Raw genomic sequence first — 21,700 nt, 5'->3', positions numbered from 1 at the left:
GAACTTAACGCAATTTCGCAGCATACTGCGCCGCAGCCGCCGCTGTCAAAGCTGACATCGCCGCTTCAACACGATCATCCTGCAAGGTAGATTGAGTATCTTGCAAGCTAAACCGGAAAGCAAGGCTTTTCTCATCTTCAGCCAGGCCTTTGCCGCGATATTCATCGAACAAGGCAACCGACTGCACGATATGGCAAGCTGGATTTTTTTGTATCTCTGCAGCGAAAGCATCTGCCAGATGTTGCGCCGGAATATCTTGTTTCACCACCAGTGCCAGATCACGTGACACGGCCTGGAATTTTGATATTTCCTGATACACCGGCACCTGCACAGTTTGCAAGGCAGAAATTTCTACCTCGAACACAACCGGTGCCAGCGGCAAGTCATACTTCTGCTGCAGACGAGGGTGCAATTCACCGATAAAGCCTATCACTTTTCCGGCCAGCTCGATGCGCGCACTACGACCAGGATGCAAGGCCACATGCTCATCTTTGATGAACTTTAAAGTCTGCGGTGCAAACAATGCTTCCAGATCTGCTTTCACGTCAAAGAAATCCGCATTTCGTGCGGCCATGCCCCATTGCTCTTCGGCGACCGGGCCATACGCCAACGCCGCTAAATGCTTAGGCTGATGATAGCCTGCGACGCTTAATGGACCATCCTGTACGGCTGCGTCACGCAAATAGACTGCGCCCATTTCAAAAATACGGACACGGCTGACTTTACGGTTCAGATTGTATCTGGCATTTGCAATCAGACTGCCCAGCAAATTCGTGCGCATGACACTCATCTGACTGGCGATAGGATTGACGACACGTATAGGTGCAGCATTACCAGCGAAATCCTTTTCCCAGGCTTCTTCTACAAAACTGTAGTTGATCACTTCCTGGTAATCCTGATCAGCGATCAATCGGCGGATCGCAAATAAGGAACGCTGATTTTCAGGCGCAATCAACATCGCATTCGCAGCCACCGGTGGCAAGGCCGGGATATTTTCAAAGCCATACACGCGTGCGACTTCTTCGATCAAATCTTCTTCGATTTCAATGTCGAAACGATAGGAAGGTGGCGTCACCAGGAACTCACCCTCCTGATGGGTGAATTGCAGATTCAGACGAGTAAAGATGTCAGCGATCTGCGCATCGGTCAGCGCAACGCCTATCACTTTTTGCGCACGTGCAGTACGCAGTTTAACCGGACTACGCTGTGGCAATTGTATGATCTGATCATCTACGGGCCCCAGTTTGACCTGTTCAATGCCACCGCAAATTTCAACGATCAAGGCACTGATGCGCTCGATATGCTCGACGATGTTTTCAAAATCCACGCCGCGCTCAAAGCGGTGGGCTGCATCAGTAGAGAAGTTATAGCGACGCGCACGTCCCTGTATCGCAGAGGGCCACCAGAAAGCGGCTTCCAGATAGATGTTTTGTGTATCGAGTGTGACCGCTGTCGAGTCACCGCCCATGATACCGGCCAGGGATTCGATTTCTTTTTCATCCGCAATGACGCCGACCCACTCATCCACATCGACGGTATTGCCGTTCAAGAGTTTGAGCGATTCACCCGCCTTACCCCAACGCACTTCCAGGCCGCCCTGGATTTTGTCCAGATCAAACACATGGGTAGGACGACCTAATTCCAGCATCACATAATTGGAAATGTCGACCAAGGCAGAAATCGGACGCTGACCACTGCGCTCCAGGCGCTGCTTCATCCAGTCCGGAGTCTCTGCTTTTGCATTGACTCCACGAATCACGCGACCACAGAAACGACCACACAGATCAGGTGCACTGACCTTGACGGCTAATTTTTCAGTCAGGGTAACTGGCAATTCTTTAGTCGTCGGCAAATGCAAAGGCGTGCCGGTCAATGCAGACACTTCACGTGCCACACCCAGTACAGACAAACAGTCTGCCTTATTTGGTGTCAGCTTGATCGTGAACTTCAAATCATTGAGCTGGTAGTAATCACGGAAATTCTGTCCAACCGGTGCGTCCGATGGCAAATCCATCAAACCGCCGTGATCTTCCGACAATTTCAACTCACGTGCAGAGCACAACATACCTTGCGACTCGACGCCACGCAGCTTGCCAACCTTGATCAGGAAAGGCTTACCATCCGGGCCTGGCGGCAATACAGCACCAGCCACGGCACAAGGAACACGCATACCGACACGCACATTTGGTGCACCACATACGATGTTGAGCAAGGTGCCGGTACCGACATCGACCTGGCATACATTCAGGCGATCGGCATCCGGATGCTTGTTGATTTCGCGGATCTCTGCGACCACGACATTGGTGAAAGGAGGAGCGACTGGCTCCACTTCTTCCACCTCTAAACCAGACATGGTCAACAAATGGGACAACTCATCCGAAGTCATCTTCGGATCGACCATAGTACGGAGCCAGTTTTCAGAAAATTGCATAATTCAGCCGTCTAATGTTGGATGTTTGAACGCCTGGCGTTCAGATTGATTCAGATTTCATCATAAGATTCAGGCAACTCAGTTCCGGTAAGGCGTGGCAATCAAAGCATGACTGGATTCACCAGGGGCCTGAAATAGCGGGAACCAAGGGGCCGGCATCTTACGTCAGTTAAATTGCTTCAGGAAGCGCAAATCACCTTCATAAAACAGTCGCAGATCGTTGACACCGTAACGCAACATCGTCAGACGTTCCAGACCCGAACCAAACGCAAAACCTATATATTTTTCAGGATCCAGACCCATGTTACGGATCACGGCAGGATGAACCTGTCCTGAACCGGACACTTCCAGCCAGCGACCTTTCAATGGACCACTGCCAAAGGCAATATCGATCTCAGCCGAAGGTTCAGTGAACGGAAAATAAGACGGACGGAAACGCACCTGCAAATCATCGGTCTCAAAAAAGGCTTTCACAAAGTTCAGATACACGCCCTTCAGATCAGCAAAGCTAATGTCTTCTGCGATCCACAAACCTTCGACCTGATGGAACATAGGCGAATGCGTCGCGTCGCTGTCAACGCGATAGGTACGGCCGGGTGCAATCACCTTGATCGGCGGCTTATTCATACGTGCATAACGCACCTGCATAGGACTGGTATGAGTACGCAGAAGTAACTGCTTACCCTGACTATCATTACCATCCACATAGAAGGTATCCTGCATAGAACGCGCCGGATGATTTTCCGGGCTGTTCAGTGCAGTAAAATTAGTCCAGTCGGTTTCTATTTCCGGGCCATCTGCCACATCGAAACCGATAGAACGGAAAATCTCTTCCACCCTTTGCCAGGTACGCATGACGGGATGGATACCACCCACGCCACGGCCACGGCCAGGTAAGCTCACATCAATTGCTTCCGCGCTCAGGCGCGCCTGCAATTGCGCATTGGCCAAGGCTTCACGGCGCTCAGTCAAGGCATTTTCTATCTGCACTTTGGCGGCATTAATAATCGCGCCCTGTGTCTTACGCTCATCCGGGGATAATTTCCCCAGGCTCTTCATCTGTTCGGTAATCTGGCCACTTTTGCCCAGGTATAAGGCCTTAGCATTTTCCAGTGCAGCGGCATCCACGGCCGCCAGAAAATCAGCACATGCCTGGCTGACGATTTGATCTAATGGGTTCATGCGTTGTTCCCGCTTACATAGAAGCTGAAATAATGAGCTGAAAACAAAACGGGGCATAGGAATCAACCTCTGCCCCGCTTGATAGATGCAGTCCGCGTACAGACCGCATCAACTACTGATACTGTATTACGCTGCCAGGTTGGCTTTGACTTGGTTAACAATCGCAGCAAATGCTGGTTTGTCAGTCACTGCCATGTCAGCCAATACCTTACGGTCGAGTTCAATCGCGGCTTTTTTCAGGCCGTTCATGAATACGCTGTAAGTCATACCGTGTTGACGTGTCGCTGCATTGATACGTGTGATCCACAGAGCGCGGAATACACGTTTTTTGTTGCGGCGATCGCGGTATGCGTATTGACCAGCGCGCATAACTGCTTGCTTAGCAATACGGAATACTTTACTACGACGACCACGGTAACCTTTTGCAAGGTTCAGTACTTTTTTATGACGGGCACGAGCTGTAACCCCACGTTTTACTCTAGGCATAATAACTCCTTAAATAATGAGTATGAGGTTAAGCAGTTGGCATCATGCGCATTACGGAAACCATGTTGGTGTCATGAACACCTACAGCACCGCGCAATTGACGTTTGTTTTTGGTGGTTTTCTTAGTCAGAATGTGACGTTTGAAAGCCTGACCGCGTTTAACGGTACCACCTGGACGGACGCGGAAGCGCTTTTTCGCGCTGCTTTTCGTCTTCATTTTTGGCATAGCACTATCTGTCTTTTACGACAGCTCCAATTTTATATGATGGTAGGTGGCAGCAACGATCGCTACTCTTGGATGCCTACTTCTCACTTATTGTGACCCGGCCTGTAGACCGGATCTTGTAGTGCCCGCCAAAGCGAGCCCCACAAAACCTGAATTAAGCTTTAAGCATTAAGCATTAAAGCTTATTTTTTCTTTTTCGGCGCCAGTATCATGACCATCTGGCGACCTTCCATCTTTGGAAACTGCTCTACCTGACCGTAAGGCTCGAGATCTGCTTTCAGACGCTCCAGCATACGCATACCAATTTCCTGATGCGCCATTTCACGACCACGGAAGCGCAATGTGATCTTGGTTTTATCGCCATCATCAAGGAACTTCACCAGATTACGCAGTTTGATGTTGTAATCACCATCATCAGTACCTGGACGGAATTTCACTTCTTTCACCAAAATGACTTTTTGTTTCAGTTTGGCTTCATGAGCTTTTTTCTGCTCCTGGTACTTAAACTTGCCGTAATCCATCAAGCGGCAAACTGGTGGCTGCGCGTTTGGCGCAATTTCCACCAAATCCACATTGGCCTCTTCGGCTAAGCGAAAAGCCTCACTCAGTTTGACGATCCCCAGAGGTTCATTATCAACGCCAGACAAGCGCACTTCAGGCGCGGTAACTTCACCGTTGATACGATGTGTTCTTTCGGTAGCTATTGCAGTTTCCTTTAAAAAAATAAAATCTTTACCGTGCGATCTTGCCAAAAGGGAAGATTGCCGAGCATCTGTTAAACCTTAGTTGCTATCTCGTCATGCAGACGAGAAATGAAGGCATCAATAGGCATTACACCCAGATCCAGATTGCCACGCGTACGCACAGCTACGGTGTTTGCATCCCGCTCTTTATCACCTACAACAATGATATAAGGCATTTTTTGAATAGAATGCTCGCGTATTTTATAGGTTATTTTCTCATTGCGCAAATCAGTATTTACCCTAAATCCTTGTTTCTTCAGGATTTCTGCAACATGCTGTGCGTACTCAGCTTGCGATTCAGAAATATTCAACACAGAAACTTGCAATGGAGACAACCACAATGGCATCGCACCAGCATGATTTTCAATCAACATGCCAATGAAGCGCTCCAGCGAGCCGACAATGGCACGATGCAACATCACCGGCACTTTGCGGCTATTGTCATCCGCCACATATTCTGCCCCGAGACGACCCGGCATGAAGAAGTCAACTTGCATCGTACCAACTTGCCACGGACGGCCCAAACTATCTTTCAGGTGATATTCAATCTTAGGGCCATAGAAAGCGCCTTCGCCTGGCAACTCCTCCCATGATTCCACACCACAAGCCCGCAAGCCGGCACGCAAGGTTTCTTCAGCGCGATCCCAGACCTCATCGCTACCGATACGGTTATCCGGACGCAATGCCAGTTTGATAGAAATCTGCTCAAAGCCAAAATCTGCATACACTTTCATTGCCTGCGGGTGGAAGGCCATCACCTCAGACTGAATCTGCTCTTCAGTACAGAAAATATGACCATCATCCTGAGTAAAGCCACGTACGCGCATAATGCCATGCAAGGCACCAGACGGTTCATTGCGGTGACACTGACCAAACTCGCCAAAACGCAGCGGCAGATCGCGGTAGCTCTTCATACCAGAATTAAAAATCTGCACATGTCCCGGGCAATTCATCGGTTTCAACGCATAGGTGCGGTTTTCCGACTCAGTGACAAACATATTGTCTTTGTAGTTATCCCAGTGACCGGTTTTACCCCACAAACTACTGTCCAGAATTTGTGGCCCCTTCACCTCCTGATAGCCACACTCCTGATAGACTTTGCGCATGTATTGCTCAACCTGCTGCCAGATCGTCCAGCCCTTCGCATGCCAGAACACCAGGCCAGGCGCCTCATCCTGAAAATGGAATAAGTCCAGTGCTTTTGCCAATTTACGATGATCGCGTTTTTCCGCCTCTTCCAGCATATGCAGATAGGCTTCCTGATCTTCTTTTTTAGCGAAAGCAGTACCATAAACACGTTGCAGCATTTCGTTTTTTGAATCGCCACGCCAGTAAGCGCCCGCCAGCTTCATCAGCTTGAACACTTTTAACTTACCAGTTGATGGCACGTGAGGGCCGCGGCACAGATCGGTAAAATTACCTTCCGTGTAGAGTGACACATCCTGGTCGGCCGGGATGGAGGCAATAATTTCCGCCTTATAGGACTCACCGATAGACTTAAAATAAGCTACAGCCTCGTCGCGTGGCACCACTTTACGCACGACTTGCTCATCCTTTTTAGCCAACTCCTGCATTTTCTTTTCAATCAACACCAGATCATCCGGTGTAAATGGGCGCTTATAAGAAAAGTCGTAATAGAAGCCGTTTTCAATGACAGGGCCTATCGTTACCTGCGCATCAGGAAACAGCTCCTTTACCGCATAAGCCAGCAAATGCGCTGTCGAATGACGAATCACATCCAGGCCATCTGCATCCTTATCAGTCACAATCGCCAGTTCCACATCTTTTTCAATCAGAAAAGAAGTATCTACCAATTGACCATCCACACGCCCGGCCAGCGCTGCCTTAGCCAGACCAGCACCAATGCTGGCAGCCACTTGCGCAACCGTCACTGGCGCATCGAATTGACGTTGCGAACCATCAGGAAGTTTTACTGAGACCATGTCACTCTCCAAAGTGGCAGAAGTTTGCCGAAAATGTGTAATTGAAAACTTGAAAAAATCTGGACGAAAAAAAAGCACGGCTAGCCGTGCTTTTTCCAATTTGATTCAGACGAAAAAGATCCCCGACTAGAGTCGCTCCCAAACCATTCTAGTGGTAGTTCGCGGTGTCATAACCAGGATGCCTTTCTCGCTCTTATCTAAGAAGTTAAACTTCTAAATCTGTGGTAGACACGATTGGACTCGAACCAACGACCCCTACCATGTCAAGGTAGTGCTCTAACCAGCTGAGCTACGCGTCTAAAGAAACCGAAGTATAGCAGAGCATGAATGAATATTGCTAGTCCCCCCAAGGCATTTTTTTACCCAACCAAAAAAATTTAGCAAAATATCCGTTGTACGCGCCACCCAAAAATGGATGAAAGCAAGGCAAACCTAAATACCACAGGGACTCACTTCATCTCAACGAACGCACCGGGTGTATTGAATCCAAACGGAAAATGCCTAACATGTTAGTGAGTCCGCCAACCTGCTCACGCAAGGATTGAGCCGCGTCGGTTGCATCGCCTAACAAGCCTGCATTCTGTTGAGTCACACTATCCATATCAGCAATCGCCTGATTAATTTGCTCTATGCGTGCGGCTTGCTCATGGCTGGCAACGGTGATTTCTGCGATAATTTCGGAAACTCGCTTCACACTTCCCACGACCTCACTCATCGTCACCCCCGCCTGGTCGGCCAGTTGAGAACCAAGATCAACTTTACTGACAGAATCGGTAATCAGCACCTTGATTTCTTTTGCCGCTGCAGCACTACGATGCGCCAAATTTCTGACCTCTGACGCAACTACAGCAAATCCGCGCCCCTGCTCGCCAGCTCTGGCAGCCTCTACCGCTGCATTCAATGCGAGAATATTGGTTTGAAATGCGATGCTATCAATCACACCGATAATTTCTACGATTTTCTTAGCCGATTCATTGATCGAACCCATAGTCACAACCACCTCTGACACGACACCACCGCCCTTTGACGCAACACCCGAAGCCAGAGCAGCCAATTGATTCGCTTCACCTGCATTTGCTGCATTTTGCTTCACAGTATTGGTGAACTCCTCCATTGAGGCCGCTGTCTCTACCAACGAGCCCGCCTGTGCTGCGGTACGAGCTGAAATATCCTGGTTACTACTGGCAATGGTTTCGGATGCAGTCGCGATAACATCAGCTCCGCTGCGTACACTTTGAATCGCATTTTGCAGCTTACTCATGGCCTCGTTCAACTCCATGCAAACCGCACTTTTGGGTTCGTACTGCGATGTCACTAAATTGATGATGCCATTCCCATTGCAGGACATCTGTCGCACTCGCGCCTCCAGCTCAGCCGCCTGCAAGGCTTCACGACTCAGCACGACCGCCAGATAGGATAATACTAAGGCTTCGACAACCACGTAAACCGCATGCAAAATCACAATACCAAGGCCCGGCTTGGTAAAACAAATAGGGCCATAACCCCACTCTTGAAGGTAATTGAAACTCAGATGGTGCACAGCAGCAACTGCCGAGGCAACGATAATGACTTTCCAGTCCTGATAACATAGCAGGAAAGCGAGCATCACAAATATACCGAAATGCAACTCCGTCTGGCCGTTGGCCTGATGTATATGAAGAGCGCAGAAAACAATCAACGCTGTGGCGACCACACAGCGCGTTAGCAAGGCACCCGGCATCCTGAAGATCAGCACCGAAGGAATCAAGGCGGACGGCAACCCAACCACCAGCACCAGGAATAAAGTATTGTGCAAACCACTCAGCGCAAATGCGAGCAGAAGCAAAGCCCACAGGACGCCCATCATAAGACGGTCCGCCCTTTGATAATTCACCATTAAAATTGTTTGAATATCGTTCATCAGGTTTTCCCCTCAAAAGTCAGTTCAAGAACATCACCTTTGCCGCAGGTACGGCCATAAGTTTAGGTCACAATAAAATTTATGCAAAAACTTATAGGTAAAAAGAAAATGTGACCTGGGGATGAATCTCCATCAATCTATACAGCTGGGGATATATGTTCAGAGCGTAGGCCTTTCCTTTGGATGCACGAACAATCTGCCAAGGCATTCACCAAACTATTGCCTGCGCACTTCCTGAACGCCCCCCACCTCACGTATCACGTTCAGTGCTTTTTGCAATTGCGTTGTTCCCGAAATCTCAACCGTGAACGACATGCGTGCCTGGGATTTTGCACTCTGGGTATTGACGCCAATCACATTGATTTTTTCACGAGAGAAAATTTCAGAAATATCGCGCAACAAGCCCTGCCTGTCCTGCGCCATCACATAGATATCCACCGGATAAACCGTATCTTTACCACCGTCACCCCAGGTGGTCTGGATCACGCGCTCAGGCGCCCTGTTGCGCATTTCCCCAAAGTTTTTGCAATTGAGACGATGGATAGAAACACCCTTACCGCGTGTGACAAAGCCAACGATATCATCTGGCGGAGCCGGCTTACAGCAACGCGCCAATTGCGTCATCAAGCCATCCGTACCCACTACCAGCACGCCAGATTTTGCGCCTTGCGTCACGCTGGATGCACGACTCTTATTGGTGATGGCTTGCTCACTGAGCTCCTCCGGAACCACCACATTGTCACGCAAAACAGTCTCCACCTGACGCAGACTGAATTCATCCTTACCGACCGATAAGAAAAATTCATCCACCGCAGCAAAACCCAGCTTACGCGCCAACTCTTCCAGATTCACCGCCGTTTTACCTTCGCGCTGCAAGGTTTTCTCAATCAAAGCGCGGCCATTCGCCAAGGTCTCCTGCTGATCAATCGCATTAAACCAGGCGCGAATTTTGGTGCGGGTACGGGTACTGGCGGAATATTCCGGACTCAGCCAGTCACGCGAAGGACCAGCCTGCGCAGAACCCACCTTCAGTGTAATAATTTCAACCGTCTGTCCATTTTTCAGGCGGGTATTCAAGGGCACCATCACGTTATCAACGCGCGCACCACGGCAACGATGCCCCACATCTGTATGCAACTGATAAGCAAAATCCACCGGCGTGGCATTATTTGGCAACTCGATCACCCTGGCCTGCGGCGTCAGCACATAGATACGATCATCCAAAGTGGCAGATTTCAGCTTTTCCACCCACTCACGCTGCACATCCTCCTGCTCCACCACGACATCAGTGACATCGGTTTTCCAAGCCAGTAATTGCCTGAGCCAGGCAATCTTTTCGTCATATTCCTGTGCAGTGAAATTAGAACCGCCGGTTTCTTTATAACGCCAATGGGCTGCCACGCCATATTCGGCAAACTGATGCATTTCCTTGGTGCGTATCTGCACCTCCAACGGGCGCCCGTCTTCAACCACAACGACTGTATGCAAAGATTTGTAGCCATTAGATTTTGGACGGGAAATATAGTCGTCAAATTCTTTAGGAATCGGCGCCCAGGCATTGTGCACAATACCTAAAACGGTATAGCAATCTTTAATATCATCGACGATAACGCGGAAAGCGCGCACATCATACAATTCATCAAAATTAACCGACTTGCCCTTCATCTTTTTCCAGATACTGAAAATATGCTTAGGACGGCCAGACACTTCTGCCCTCACACCGGCCAGCTTCAATTCTGAATTCAGGCGCGCAATCGCATTCACCACAAAGCTCTCGCGCTCAACCCGTTTTTCTTCCAACATTTTAGCGATACGCTTGTACTGTGCCGGCTCGAGAAAACGAAACGATAAATCTTCCAGCTCCCACTTCAATTGCCAGACGCCAAGGCGATTGGCCAGTGGGGCATATAAATCCATGGTTTCACTTGCGTATTGCTGAGCCGCGCCATCTTCTCGCTTACACTCGGCAAAATAACGCAGGGTGGTGACACGGGAAGCAAGCCGTATCAATACCACACGCATATCGTTTGCCATCGCGAGCACCATCTTCCGCAAGGTCTCCATTTGCGCTGCAGTCTTCTCAGCGGCATCTTTACCACTACCAAATTCATGCTGCGTCAATGCCGCTTCACGCAACTTCATCAGCCGCCGTATACCCGTCACCAGCTCATCGACTTCTTTGCCGAACAGAGTTTCAATTTTCTTAGCTGCTTCAGGATGCAGATCCGGCAATTCAAACAACAACGCAGCGATTCGGGAATCCACATCAGCGCGCAACATCGCCAGCGTAGACACCACGCCTCGCACAAACAGCAAGGCATTTTGCTCAGTGATGATAGTACGTGCCTGATAAAAAGGCGTCACAAACTCGAGGGCAGTAATCAACCTGTCCTTATCAGCTTCAGACAACCCCTCCAGCAATTGAGACTCGGACATTGCGACAGATATGGAAACCATGTTCTCTAAACTCTTCTTTATTTTTGCGCTGCCGTAACAACGATTTCGATTAACCAGTCCGGATCAGCCAGCCGCGCCTCAACGGTAGCGCGCGGTGGCGAACTCCCCTGTGCCACCCATTGATCCCACACTTCATTCATCGCACCGATCATGCTGATATCCCGCAAAAAAATCTGGCAGGACAAAATACGCGATTTATCGCTGCCTGCTTCTTCCAGCAAGCGATCAACATGCCCGAGCACTTCAGCAGTTTGTCCGTAAATATCCTGCTGAGTATTTTCAGGAATTTGCCCAGCCAGATACACCACACCGTTATAAATGGCGGTTTCTGACAAGCGTGGGCCTACATGCAATCGTTGAACTTCCATATTTCACTTTCCATATGCTGATAAAAAATCTTGTATTAACTGTATCTGACCTGCATCCTGCAGCGTCGGTGCATGCCCGACACCGGCAATCTCAGTCAACTGCGCCTGCGGCCCACGCCGCCCCATTTCCAGGGCTGTTTCCCGTGACAATAAGTCAGACAATTCACCGCGTATCAGCAAGGTACGGGCACGGATAGCATCGTAAGCAGCCCATAAAGCAGCCTGGCCTGCGGCCGCCATTTCCGGTGTTGTCGCTTTAAATGGCTCAGCCAATCCCATGTCATAATGCTTGCGCCAGCTACCGTCTGGATTTTCACGCAGCACATCCCGTGCCAGCTTGCGCCATTGCGCATCCGTATGCGGCCCGAATGAAGCAGATACCGCCTTGATATACGCCAGCCCAGCCGCAAAATCAGCAAACTGGGTATCCTGACCAATGTAAGAACCGATACGCACCATGGCCTCCGGATTCAGAGTAGGACCAACATCGTTCAACACCAGCTGATGAATAGGATTTCCCTCTAAGGCAGCGAGCCCCATGCCGATCAAGCCTCCCATCGAGGTCCCTATCCAGTCGACTGATTCCGCACCGCTACGTGCCAGCAGCGTCACCATATCGCTCACATACTGCGGTAAAACGTAAAAAGCCGGATTACGCAAGCGATCTGAATAGCCACGCCCCACCACATCCGGGCAAATCACACGGTATTCACCTGAGAAATGCCGCGCGAGCTCATCAAAGTCATCCCCCACCCTGGTCACGCCATGCACACAGATCAGTACCTTAGGGTTCGATGGGGCACCCCATTCCCGGTATGCCATTTTATGAAGTCCGGCAGGAGACAGGCATTGCACATATTTACGATCTGCTGACATAGGGCGACCTTATCAATTGAAGCTGAATGAGAGTTGGTTTAATTGAAAAAACCTTGCATGGATACAGAGCTGTCACACAGAGCTGTCATACTGTGCTTTAGCCTTTACAGTAAACTCCCATTTTACCCATCGTTGCGCTTAAAATCATTGTTAATCCGCATTCAATCTCATTTCTTTAATAACAATTTTCAGGAGAGCTTATGTCTGCCTCAACTTTACGTGGAAAAACTGCGCTGATCACCGGCTCGACTTCAGGCATAGGACTGGGCATAGCCCGCTCGCTGGCTGCAGAAGGTGCTCATATCATTCTCAATGGTTTTGGCGATGCAAATGAGATCGCTAAAATACAGGCTGATCTGCAAACTGAATTTGGTGTCGACGTCGGCTATCACGGTGCAGACATCAGCAAAGCAAGCGAAATTGAAGCGATGATGGCTTATGCTGCAGCACAAGCAGGAGGTGTCGATATTCTGGTCAATAATGCCGGGATACAGCATGTCGCCGCGATTGAGGATTTTCCGGTCGAAAAATGGGACGCGATTATCGCGATTAATCTGAGCTCCTGCTTCCATACCACGCGCCTCGCATTGCCCTATATGAAACAAAAAAACTGGGGCCGAATCATTAATCTGGCGTCTGTGCATGGCTTAGTCGCCTCCGCACAAAAATCGGCCTATGTCGCTGCCAAGCATGGATTGATAGGACTGACTAAAACAACGGCATTGGAAACAGCGCAGACCGGTGTGACCTGCAATGCAATTTGCCCGGGCTGGGTATTAACACCACTGGTACAAAAACAAGTAGATGCACGTGCTGCCAAAGACAATCTGAGCAATGAAGACGCCAAGAAAGCCCTGCTCGCTGAAAAACAGCCATCTGGCGAATTTGTCACGCCGGAACAATTGGGTGCACTCGCAGTATTCTTTTGCAGCGATGCAGCGACACAGATTCGTGGCGTAGCCTGGAATATGGATGGTGGCTGGGTCGCACAATAAAGTCCGCAGCGTCAATAACAAAAAAGCCAGCACGGGTCTTGCCCGGACTGGCTTTTTTTTCACTGACAACGCAGTTTATTGTACGGCGCTGAAATCCAGTCTGGCTTCGGTCTTCGCCTGAATTTCTTCTGCACTGACGCCGCTGGCCAGCTCAACGACTTTCAAGCCAGCCGGGGTCACATCAATCACACCCAGATCGGTGATGATACGGTTAACCACCGCAACACCTGTCAATGGCAGATTGCATTGATGCAGAATTTTAGGCGCATCGCCTTTGGCAACATGTTCCATCAGCACCACGACACGACCCACACCGGCAACCAGATCCATCGCGCCGCCCATGCCCTTGACCATTTTGCCAGGGATCATCCAGTTCGCCAGATCACCCTTTTCACTGACTTGCATCGCCCCCAGAATCGCCAGGTTGATTTTACCGCCGCGTATCATCGCAAACGAATCAGCAGAACTGAAAATAGAAGAACCAGCCAGCGTCGTTACGGTCTGCTTACCGGCATTGATCAAATCCGCATCGACTTCGTCTTCAGTAGGGAAAGGTCCTATGCCTAACAAACCATTTTCAGATTGCAACCAGACTTCCATCCCTTGCGGCACATGATTCGCCACTAAAGTAGGCAAACCTATCCCCAGGTTCACATAAAATCCATCTTGCAATTCTGCGGCTGCACGCGCAGCCATTTCATCTCGGTTCCACGCCATGTTTATCTCCCTGCTTATTTAGTTGGACGCGTTGTACGTTGTTCTATGCGTTTCTCAGGCTGTGCATTGACAACAATGCGATGCACGAAAATACCTGGTGTATGCACTTCATCCGGGTCCAACTCACCGGTTTCTACCAGCACTTCAACCTCTACCACAGTGACCTTACCAGCCATCGCCACATTAGGATTGAAGTTACGTGCTGTCTTACGGTACACCAGATTCCCGGCTTTATCTGCCTTCCAGGCCTTCACCAGGGATACATCCGCCACCAGCGAGCGCTCCATCACGTACTGATGTCCATCAAATTCACGGATTTCCTTGCCCTCAGCCACGATCGTTCCAACGCCGGTCTTAGTGAAAAATGCGGGAATACCAGCACCGCCAGCGCGCAGCTTTTCTGCCAGGGTACCTTGCGGCGTAAATTCCAGCTCGAGCTCACCAGCCAGATATTGACGTTCAAATTCTTTATTTTCCCCAACATAGGAGGAAATCATTTTCTTAATCTGACGTGTCGTCAACAGTTGACCCAGACCAAAGCCATCCACGCCTGCATTATTCGAAATGGCGGTCAGACCAGTCACGCCGGAATCGCGTAATGCGCCTATGAGCGCTTCAGGAATACCACACAGACCAAAACCACCGACGGCGATGGTCTGTCCATCTTGAACCAGTCCGGCCAGTGCGCTGGCCGCATCAGGATACACTTTATTCATACTTGTCCCCTCTCTACAGGAAATTACGTCTATCGGCAGCATTTTCGTCAGCAATAAGAGCACCGCGAAGCATACTGACCAGATCAGAAATGATACGTCTTATAATCTTAGCCATGCAGCATAGATTGCTGCGTTATACTCCGCAATACCGTAAAACTACCTAGCGCTCCAGCACACCCGGCCACTGAAGCAACACATCAGGATTTATCTGTCAGAGCTATGCAAACCATCGATTTTGAAACGATTTTTCAACTGGCGCCCATAGGCATGTGCGTCTCGCAAAACCGCGTGATCCATGCCTGCAATGACGCGTTGGCTGACATGTTTGGGTACACGAAACAAGCGTTAATTGGAGCCTCATTCCAGATACTGTATCCGAGCAGCGACGAATTTGAACGTACTGGCGCGAGGATCACCCCCATCATCAATGCCAAGGGTTGCTATTCCGACGAAAGAATTATGAAACGCGCCAATCAGGAATTATTCTGGTGCCATGTTTCGGGCCGTGGTTTGCAAAAGGATCATCCCCATGCAGCGGGCATCTGGACCTTTGAGGATCTGAGCGCCAAACGCAGTGTATCGGCAGAATTAACGCCCAGAGAAAGAGAAATTGCTGCTTTGCTGGTTGAGGGCAAAACCAGCAAGCTGATTGCCCGGCAAATTGAATTGAGCCCGCGTACCGTCGAAATGCACAGAGCCAAACTGATGAAAAAGTTCAGCGCTGCGACCTCGAGTGAACTGGTCCATAAGCTGCTGGGCATCATGCGATAAAACTCAGGCCTTAGCCTGTACTTGAATCAAGTCCTGCGGCGCCGCCCGGCCTGCTTTAACTCATTAAATTTTTGCCGTATTGCTTCCGGAACCGCGGTGGCTTTTTCAGTCTGCCGGTCCACCCATACGACCTTGGCACCACCCTCCGCATAAAGAGTGTACCCGCCATTGACCGAGCGCATCTCCTGTATGGTTTCAAAGCTGGTTCTGCCCAGTGCGGCAATATAGGTACAGACCTCCACCTGATCAGGATACTTCAGCGGCTTTTTGAAGGTGCAATGCGCATTGACGATCACGGCACCATTGCCATTCTCGTCTGGCAAACAGCCCATCATGGCCAGCCACTCTATTCTCGCCTGCTCCATAAAGCGAAAATACACGGTGTTGTTGACATGGCCAAGCGCATCCATATCGCCCCAACGTATGGGTATCGTGACGGTATAAACCAGCTTTTTATCAGCCGCCTTACGCTCAGTAATTACTTCTGTCATTGCACGCTCAATCCATCATCCGCAGTCACGATAGCGCCATTCAGGAAGCGTGACTCTTCCGCTGCGAGCAGCAACAACAAACCATCGAGGTCTTCCGGACTACCGACACGGCGACGTGGCAACAATTCAATCAATTTTTGCCCCTGCTCAGTATCGAAATAGTCGGAATTAATTTCAGTTGAAATATAGCCGGGACAAATCGCATTCACATTAATGCCGTACTTACCCCATTCGACTGCCATGGCCTTAGTCATATGAACGACAGCAGCCTTACTCATGCAGTAAATGCCAATTTGTGGCAATACCCGCAAACCAGCAACTGAGGCGATATTGACGATACGATGCTGCTTGCGAGGATCACCTTTATGGCGCGCAATCATGCGCTTGGCCGCTTCCTGCGCGACAAAGAAAGCACCACGCTGATTGGTGTCCATCACATAGGCATAGTCGTCGGGTGTCACATCGACCAGCCGCTGGGTGGTAGAGACACCCGAATTATTAATCAGAATATCGATCGGGCCTGCTTCTGTCTCAGCATGCGCGATGGCAGATTTAATGCTGGCATAATCGGTCACATCCAGTGCCACCACATGCGCGGCGCCACCTTCAGCTTCAATTTCTGCACGCAGCTCTTTCAAGCGATCTATTCTGCGTGAAGCGAGTACGACCTGCGCACCAGCCTGTGCAAGCACCTTGGCAAACCGTGCACCTAAGCCGCTGGAGGCGCCAGTCACCAACGCAATTTTGCCTTCGAAATTGACTTCAATACCCATTCGTCTCTCCGTTTTGTTAGGTATGCGGATCTTCTCTTAATTCGCTATGATGACATACAGATCACAAGTATGTTGCATGGAATTCGTACACATCGCTTTTTTTCACAAAATATGCAGGTTTGCAGCAGCAGTTGATGCGATCTTTGCATGGCTCTGCCATAATTCAGCCACCCTGCAAAGCAACAAAACAGGACGGCTCGCTAACCCCGATCAGCTCAACAAACACACCAAACCGCAGTTTGTCACACTCTCAGGCTAATCGCACTGATCTGTCACAGGCTCCGTTCACAGAAAATAATCATCTGCCGGAGATGAGGCAATTGAGGGTGGGATTCTAGGGGCGCGCGCCTAATCCAGAACTTGCAGAATGCGTTTTCAGCATATACCATGCTGTGACTAATTTAGCACGTTCGTTCGAAAAATTTTCTGAAAGCGATTACAGCCATGACACAAAACATTCTTGAACAGTACGGCCCCCGCGATGCGATGGAGTATGACGTCGTGATCGTCGGCGGCGGTCCTGCAGGTTTGTCTGCCGCAATCAAATTAAAACAGCTGGCCGCAGAAAAAGGCAATGAAGTGTCTGTTTGCGTGCTGGAAAAAGGCGGCGAACTGGGCGCACATATTTTGTCCGGCGCAGTAATGGATCCAAAAGCATTAACGGAACTGATCCCAAACTGGAAAGAGCTGGGCGCGCCTTTGAACACAGAAGTGACAGAAGATCGCTTCCTGTTTTTATCAGAAACCAAAGCTTATAAAACACCAAATTTTTTACTGCCTACCTGCTTCCAGAATCATGGTAATTATGTGATCTCGCTGGCCAATGTTGTGCGCTGGCTGGGCCAGCAAGCAGAAAATCTGGGCGTAGAAATTTTCCCAGGTTTCAGCGCAGCTGAAGTACTGTACAACGAAGATGGTTCAGTCAAAGGCGTCGCCACCGGCAATATGGGCGTCAATCGCGAAGGCGAGCCAGGTCCGGCCTTCCAGCTTGGCATGGAACTGCATGCAAAATACACCCTGTTTGCAGAAGGCGCGCGTGGTCACCTCGGTAAGCAGTTGATCAGTAAATTTGACCTCAACAAAGGCAAAGACCCACAAACCTATGGCATAGGTATTAAAGAGTTATGGGAAATTGATCCCGCCAAACATCAGCCTGGCCTGGTGATTCACTCCGCTGGCTGGCCACTGGATAGCAGCACCTATGGTGGCTCCTTCCTGTATCACCTGGAAAACAATCAGGTCGCAGTGGGTTATGTGGTGGGTCTGGGTTATGAAAACCCGTATCTGTCGCCGTATGAAGAATTCCAGCGCTATAAAACGCATCCGGAAATCCGCAAATTCTTTGAAGGCGGTAAACGCATTGCCTACGGCGCTCGTGCTATCACGGCTGGCGGTTTGCAATCTTTACCTAAACTGACTTTCCCGGGAGGCGCTTTGATCGGTTGTGACGCCGGCTTCCTCAACGCAAGCCGCATCAAAGGCAGCCATGCTGCGATCAAGACCGGTATGCTGGCTGCGAATGCGGTGTTTGATGCCTTGCAAGAAAACCGTCAGTACGACGAAGTGACAGCCTACTCCGCGGCATTTGAATCTTCCTGGCTGCATGAAGAATTGCATGTCGCACGTAACTTCAAACCTTGGATGAGCAAAGGCTTGTACCTGGGTACCTTGATGGTGGGGATAGATCAGGTGCTGTTAGGCGGTAAAGCACCATGGACTTTACACCACACCCATGCTGACCATGAATGTCTGCGCCCGGCGTCCGAGTTCCAGCCTATCAATTATCCTAAGCCAGACGGCAAACTGACTTTTGACCGGCTATCCTCGGTATTTATTTCAAATACCAACCACGCCGAAGATCAGCCTATCCATCTGACATTGAAAAATCCGGATGTGCCGGTCTCTGTCAATCTGGCCAAATATGCCGGACCAGAAAGCAGATATTGCCCGGCTGGTGTGTATGAATTCACCAAAACGGATGATGGTCAGGATAAGCTGCAAATCAATGCACAAAACTGTGTGCACTGTAAGACCTGTGACATTAAAGACCCGACGCAGAATATCGTGTGGGTGACACCTGAAGGTGGTGGTGGCCCTAACTACCCGAATATGTAAGCAAAAAGCCGTCGCAAACGACGGCTTTTTTTATACTGCACAGCACTGAGGTGCGGACTGGCGTCAGGGGCTGATTGTCGCGGCTTTCACCAGGTTTTACTGAGCATTTTTTCCAGCCAGAAAATGCCAATGACGGTTTTCACATCAGTGATACTGCCATCCCTGACCCAGCTCAGCAATTGTTCAGGCGTAGCGAAAAACGTTTCTAAAAACTCTTCTTCATCTAAGCTGGCCTGACCTGCCTGCAATCCCTTAGCCAGATAAATTTCTAAGTGCTCGTCTGAGTAAGCGATCGCATTATGGATGGTACATACATGCTGCCAGTCAGTCGCAGTATAGCCAGTTTCCTCCTGCAATTCGCGCTTGGCGCAAGTCAGTATATCCTCACCTGCATCAATTTTCCCTGCCGGGAACTCAATGAATACGCGATCTAAAGGGTAACGGAACTGACGCTCCATCAATACCCGGCCATCGTCGAGTAAGGGAATCACCACCACGGCACCAGGATGTAAGATGTACTCACGGGTTGCGGTCTTTCCATCTGGCAGTAAGATGGTGTCCTTATTCACCTGCAAAAAATCGCCATCATAGGCAAGTCTGCTGTCTACGCGCTGTTCTCTGAGCTGCTCATCACTCATGATGTTGACTCCTGCGCTTGACCAGATAACGCAGTACAAATCCGGGAAAACTCAATACCAGGAATAAGCACAATGTTGTGGCATAAAACTCCCAGCCTTGCGGAAAACGATTTCCAAGCTGCGCCTCCAGGAAAAAACCCAGACCCAACACGACCAAGTAAAGCAGCAGCAATTCGAGCAGCCGCACAAAGACTGGCTTAGATGAAGAAAAACGCTGTACCGCGACAATCGCGAGACAGCGTTCATTTATAAATGGCAGGTTCGCAGCCAGGACTGCGACACCTACCATTAACCAGACAAAAACAGAACTTTGCAAAACGAACCTTTAAGAAGCCAATGTTTTGACTATCGCGTTCAGACATGCGGACATCAGGCCGCTAGGCAACAAGCCCATTACCAGAACCGCCAGGCCATTCAGGCTCAATACAATACGTACGTCTGCGGTTGGGTTAATCAGATTGCTATCCTGAGCTTCATCGAAGTACATCAGCTTAACGACGCGCAGATAGTAGAAAGTACCGATCAGTGAGAACAGGACCGCAACCACAGCCAGCCAGATCTGGCCAGTTGCAACCACCGACTGCAGCACAGACAGTTTCGCGTAGAAACCCATCAGTGGCGGAATACCGGCCAGCGAGAACATCAACAGCAACATCACAAATGCGAACCATGGCGAGCGCTTGTTCAGGCCTTTCAAATCGTCCAGATTCTCAGCTTCAAACCCTGAGCGCGACAACAGCATGATCACACCAAAAGTACCCAATGTAGTCAATACATAAGTAATGCTGTAAAACATGGAGGCGCTGTACGCATCAGCCGCCAGAGCGGAACTGCCATTCGATACGCCGGACAGCAGACCCAACAGCATGAAGCCCATTTGGGAAATAGTGGAATAAGCCAGCATACGCTTCAGGTTGGTCTGCGCGATCGCGGTGATATTACCGATCGCCATAGACATGACTGCCAACACGACCAGCATCTGTTGCCAGTCAACTGCTTGTGGGAACAAGCCTTCTACTAACAAACGGAAGGTAATCGCAAATGCGGCCAGCTTAGGTGCACCACCCAGCAATAAAGTCACAGCGGTTGGTGAACCCTGATACACGTCAGGTACCCACATGTGGAAAGGTACAACGCCGAGTTTAAAGGCCAGACCAGCTACCAGAAATACGATACCAAATACCAGAATTGTTTTGTTTGCAGTTGCTGATGCAGCTACTTTCGATACTTCAGCCAATTCCAGAGAACCCGTCGCACCGTACAACATGGAAATGCCGTACAGCATAAAGCCGGATGCGAGTGCACCAAGAATGAAGTACTTCATCGCCGCTTCAGTCGACACCGTATGTTCGCGGCGCAGGGCAACCAGCGCATACAAGGACAGTGACATCAACTCCAGACCCAGATAAATCACCAGGAAATTATTGCCAGAAATCATAACCATCTGACCCAGCAAGGAGAACAGTGCCAGCACATAGAACTCGCCGCCCAATTTTCCATTGCTCATACCACGGTCTGTCACATACTGACGGGAGTAGACCAGTGTCATTGCAACTGCTGCATAAGACGCGAGTTTAAGCATGACCGACATCGGGTCAGACACAAACATATTATTGCTGACGTACACCGATGTGCCAGTCTCAGCTGTACCCACGGTCAGTGCGGCAGTCACAGCAAGCGCAAGCAAACTGAGCACATAGGTCAGATTGCGCTTGCCATCTGACAGGAACATGTCGATCAGCAAAATGGCGCAAATGGCCACCAGCAAAAACATTTCAGGATAAAGTGGTATGAAGTTCATATTATTTCGTTCTACTAGCATTGATCGCTGCCGCAGCAATAAGCCGCTGCGGCCCGCTTACCTGGCTACAT

Annotated in this window: 20 protein-coding genes and 1 tRNA gene; 3 read left to right on the top strand and 18 right to left on the bottom strand. The window is 49.8% G+C overall.

The annotated features are described in order from the left end of the window. Positions 1-4 precede the first annotated feature (4 nt). From pheT to H8K47_RS03660, 11 genes are all read right to left on the bottom strand, one after another. On the bottom strand, positions 5-2,431 hold the full coding sequence (pheT, locus tag H8K47_RS03710; protein WP_186880078.1) for a phenylalanine--tRNA ligase subunit beta: 2,427 nt from the start codon (positions 2,429-2,431) through the stop codon (positions 5-7). 165 nt (positions 2,432-2,596) lie between these two features. Beyond that, positions 2,597-3,613 (bottom strand): phenylalanine--tRNA ligase subunit alpha, encoded by a 1,017-nt coding sequence (pheS, locus tag H8K47_RS03705; RefSeq protein ID WP_162020100.1) that lies wholly within the window; start codon positions 3,611-3,613, stop codon positions 2,597-2,599. A 126-nt stretch (positions 3,614-3,739) separates the two neighbouring features. Next, on the bottom strand, positions 3,740-4,099 hold the full coding sequence (gene rplT, locus H8K47_RS03700; RefSeq protein ID WP_162020099.1) for a 50S ribosomal protein L20: 360 nt from the start codon (positions 4,097-4,099) through the stop codon (positions 3,740-3,742). Between the two features lie 28 nt (positions 4,100-4,127). Next, positions 4,128-4,325 carry a 50S ribosomal protein L35 gene (gene rpmI, locus H8K47_RS03695; protein WP_162020098.1) on the bottom strand — a complete coding sequence of 66 codons (198 nt, stop codon included), beginning with the start codon at positions 4,323-4,325 and terminating at the stop codon, positions 4,128-4,130. 182 nt (positions 4,326-4,507) lie between these two features. After that, on the bottom strand, positions 4,508-5,077 hold the full coding sequence (gene infC / locus H8K47_RS03690) for a translation initiation factor IF-3 (protein WP_222610978.1): 570 nt from the start codon (positions 5,075-5,077) through the stop codon (positions 4,508-4,510). A gap of 23 nt (positions 5,078-5,100) precedes the next feature. Further along, positions 5,101-7,011 carry a threonine--tRNA ligase gene (thrS, locus tag H8K47_RS03685; protein WP_186880077.1) on the bottom strand — a complete coding sequence of 637 codons (1,911 nt, stop codon included), beginning with the start codon at positions 7,009-7,011 and terminating at the stop codon, positions 5,101-5,103. Between the two features lie 222 nt (positions 7,012-7,233). After that, positions 7,234-7,310: transfer RNA gene (locus H8K47_RS03680), tRNA-Val, on the bottom strand. A gap of 155 nt (positions 7,311-7,465) precedes the next feature. Further along, a complete protein-coding gene (locus H8K47_RS18580) occupies positions 7,466-8,857 on the bottom strand; it encodes a methyl-accepting chemotaxis protein (protein WP_329604136.1) in 1,392 nt (463 codons plus the stop codon). A 270-nt stretch (positions 8,858-9,127) separates the two neighbouring features. After that, the gene (locus H8K47_RS03670) at positions 9,128-11,368 is read right to left on the bottom strand and encodes a RelA/SpoT family protein (protein ID WP_186880075.1); all 2,241 of its coding nucleotides are present in this window, start codon (positions 11,366-11,368) and stop codon (positions 9,128-9,130) included. 17 nt (positions 11,369-11,385) lie between these two features. Next, the gene (locus H8K47_RS03665) at positions 11,386-11,736 is read right to left on the bottom strand and encodes a RidA family protein (RefSeq protein WP_186880074.1); all 351 of its coding nucleotides are present in this window, start codon (positions 11,734-11,736) and stop codon (positions 11,386-11,388) included. Between the two features lie 3 nt (positions 11,737-11,739). After that, a complete protein-coding gene (locus H8K47_RS03660; RefSeq protein ID WP_230405006.1) occupies positions 11,740-12,612 on the bottom strand; it encodes an alpha/beta fold hydrolase in 873 nt (290 codons plus the stop codon). 200 nt (positions 12,613-12,812) lie between these two features. On the opposite strand from H8K47_RS03660, the gene H8K47_RS03655 reads away from it, so the two are divergent. Beyond that, a complete protein-coding gene (locus tag H8K47_RS03655) occupies positions 12,813-13,607 on the top strand; it encodes a 3-hydroxybutyrate dehydrogenase (protein WP_186880073.1) in 795 nt (264 codons plus the stop codon). A gap of 75 nt (positions 13,608-13,682) precedes the next feature. Here H8K47_RS03655 and H8K47_RS03650 read toward each other — a convergent pair whose 3' ends face one another. Both H8K47_RS03650 and H8K47_RS03645 read right to left on the bottom strand, forming a co-directional pair. Further along, positions 13,683-14,324 carry a CoA transferase subunit B gene (locus H8K47_RS03650; RefSeq protein WP_186880072.1) on the bottom strand — a complete coding sequence of 214 codons (642 nt, stop codon included), beginning with the start codon at positions 14,322-14,324 and terminating at the stop codon, positions 13,683-13,685. 14 nt (positions 14,325-14,338) lie between these two features. After that, a complete protein-coding gene (locus H8K47_RS03645; RefSeq protein WP_186880071.1) occupies positions 14,339-15,040 on the bottom strand; it encodes a CoA transferase subunit A in 702 nt (233 codons plus the stop codon). A gap of 219 nt (positions 15,041-15,259) precedes the next feature. Here H8K47_RS03645 and H8K47_RS03640 point away from each other — a divergent pair, with 219 nt between their 5' ends. Then, positions 15,260-15,811: a LuxR C-terminal-related transcriptional regulator gene (locus H8K47_RS03640; RefSeq protein ID WP_186880070.1), complete on the top strand. Its 552-nt coding sequence runs from the start codon at positions 15,260-15,262 to the stop codon at positions 15,809-15,811. A gap of 26 nt (positions 15,812-15,837) precedes the next feature. On the opposite strand, the gene H8K47_RS03635 is transcribed toward H8K47_RS03640, so the two are convergent. Together H8K47_RS03635 and H8K47_RS03630 are read right to left on the bottom strand one after the other, a co-directional pair. After that, positions 15,838-16,302 (bottom strand): acyl-CoA thioesterase, encoded by a 465-nt coding sequence (locus H8K47_RS03635; protein WP_186880069.1) that lies wholly within the window; start codon positions 16,300-16,302, stop codon positions 15,838-15,840. Beyond that, a complete protein-coding gene (locus tag H8K47_RS03630) occupies positions 16,299-17,075 on the bottom strand; it encodes an SDR family oxidoreductase (RefSeq protein WP_162020089.1) in 777 nt (258 codons plus the stop codon). Before H8K47_RS03630 ends, H8K47_RS03635 begins: the two co-directional genes overlap by 4 nt. A 486-nt stretch (positions 17,076-17,561) precedes the next feature. On the opposite strand from H8K47_RS03630, the gene H8K47_RS03625 reads away from it, so the two are divergent. After that, the gene (locus H8K47_RS03625) at positions 17,562-19,190 is read left to right on the top strand and encodes an electron transfer flavoprotein-ubiquinone oxidoreductase (RefSeq protein ID WP_186880262.1); all 1,629 of its coding nucleotides are present in this window, start codon (positions 17,562-17,564) and stop codon (positions 19,188-19,190) included. 86 nt (positions 19,191-19,276) lie between these two features. Here the strand turns inward: H8K47_RS03625 and H8K47_RS03620 are convergent, their stop codons facing one another. The 3 genes from H8K47_RS03620 to nuoN are packed head-to-tail and all read right to left on the bottom strand — an operon-like array spanning position 19,277 to position 21,629. Continuing rightward, the gene (locus H8K47_RS03620; RefSeq protein ID WP_186880068.1) at positions 19,277-19,828 is read right to left on the bottom strand and encodes an NUDIX domain-containing protein; all 552 of its coding nucleotides are present in this window, start codon (positions 19,826-19,828) and stop codon (positions 19,277-19,279) included. Further along, the gene (locus H8K47_RS03615) at positions 19,821-20,144 is read right to left on the bottom strand and encodes a DUF2818 family protein (RefSeq protein ID WP_230405004.1); all 324 of its coding nucleotides are present in this window, start codon (positions 20,142-20,144) and stop codon (positions 19,821-19,823) included. Before H8K47_RS03615 ends, H8K47_RS03620 begins: the two co-directional genes overlap by 8 nt. A 9-nt stretch (positions 20,145-20,153) precedes the next feature. Beyond that, positions 20,154-21,629 (bottom strand): NADH-quinone oxidoreductase subunit NuoN, encoded by a 1,476-nt coding sequence (gene nuoN / locus H8K47_RS03610; protein WP_186880067.1) that lies wholly within the window; start codon positions 21,627-21,629, stop codon positions 20,154-20,156. Positions 21,630-21,700 lie beyond the last annotated feature (71 nt).

Origin of the sequence: Cognatundibacterium rugosum, from assembly GCF_014284365.1 — a bacterium.
GTDB lineage: Bacteria > Pseudomonadota > Gammaproteobacteria > Burkholderiales > Burkholderiaceae_D > Undibacterium > Undibacterium rugosum.
This window is presented reverse-complemented; position numbering and strand designations above follow the sequence as displayed.

Coding starts and splice junctions, on each gene's coding strand:
- pheT (WP_186880078.1), bottom strand. CDS start 2,431: ATGCAATTTTCTGAAAACTGGCTCCGTACTATGGTCGATCCGAAGATG.
- pheS (WP_162020100.1), bottom strand. CDS start 3,613: ATGAACCCATTAGATCAAATCGTCAGCCAGGCATGTGCTGATTTTCTG.
- rplT (WP_162020099.1), bottom strand. CDS start 4,099: ATGCCTAGAGTAAAACGTGGGGTTACAGCTCGTGCCCGTCATAAAAAA.
- rpmI (WP_162020098.1), bottom strand. CDS start 4,325: ATGCCAAAAATGAAGACGAAAAGCAGCGCGAAAAAGCGCTTCCGCGTC.
- thrS (WP_186880077.1), bottom strand. CDS start 7,011: ATGGTCTCAGTAAAACTTCCTGATGGTTCGCAACGTCAATTCGATGCG.
- H8K47_RS18580 (WP_329604136.1), bottom strand. CDS start 8,857: ATGATGGGCGTCCTGTGGGCTTTGCTTCTGCTCGCATTTGCGCTGAGT.
- H8K47_RS03670 (WP_186880075.1), bottom strand. CDS start 11,368: ATGGTTTCCATATCTGTCGCAATGTCCGAGTCTCAATTGCTGGAGGGG.
- H8K47_RS03665 (WP_186880074.1), bottom strand. CDS start 11,736: ATGGAAGTTCAACGATTGCATGTAGGCCCACGCTTGTCAGAAACCGCC.
- H8K47_RS03660 (WP_230405006.1), bottom strand. CDS start 12,612: ATGTCAGCAGATCGTAAATATGTGCAATGCCTGTCTCCTGCCGGACTT.
- H8K47_RS03655 (WP_186880073.1), top strand. CDS start 12,813: ATGTCTGCCTCAACTTTACGTGGAAAAACTGCGCTGATCACCGGCTCG.
- H8K47_RS03650 (WP_186880072.1), bottom strand. CDS start 14,324: ATGGCGTGGAACCGAGATGAAATGGCTGCGCGTGCAGCCGCAGAATTG.
- H8K47_RS03645 (WP_186880071.1), bottom strand. CDS start 15,040: ATGAATAAAGTGTATCCTGATGCGGCCAGCGCACTGGCCGGACTGGTT.
- H8K47_RS03640 (WP_186880070.1), top strand. CDS start 15,260: ATGCAAACCATCGATTTTGAAACGATTTTTCAACTGGCGCCCATAGGC.
- H8K47_RS03635 (WP_186880069.1), bottom strand. CDS start 16,302: ATGACAGAAGTAATTACTGAGCGTAAGGCGGCTGATAAAAAGCTGGTT.
- H8K47_RS03630 (WP_162020089.1), bottom strand. CDS start 17,075: ATGGGTATTGAAGTCAATTTCGAAGGCAAAATTGCGTTGGTGACTGGC.
- H8K47_RS03625 (WP_186880262.1), top strand. CDS start 17,562: ATGGAGTATGACGTCGTGATCGTCGGCGGCGGTCCTGCAGGTTTGTCT.
- H8K47_RS03620 (WP_186880068.1), bottom strand. CDS start 19,828: ATGAGTGATGAGCAGCTCAGAGAACAGCGCGTAGACAGCAGACTTGCC.
- nuoN (WP_186880067.1), bottom strand. CDS start 21,629: ATGAACTTCATACCACTTTATCCTGAAATGTTTTTGCTGGTGGCCATT.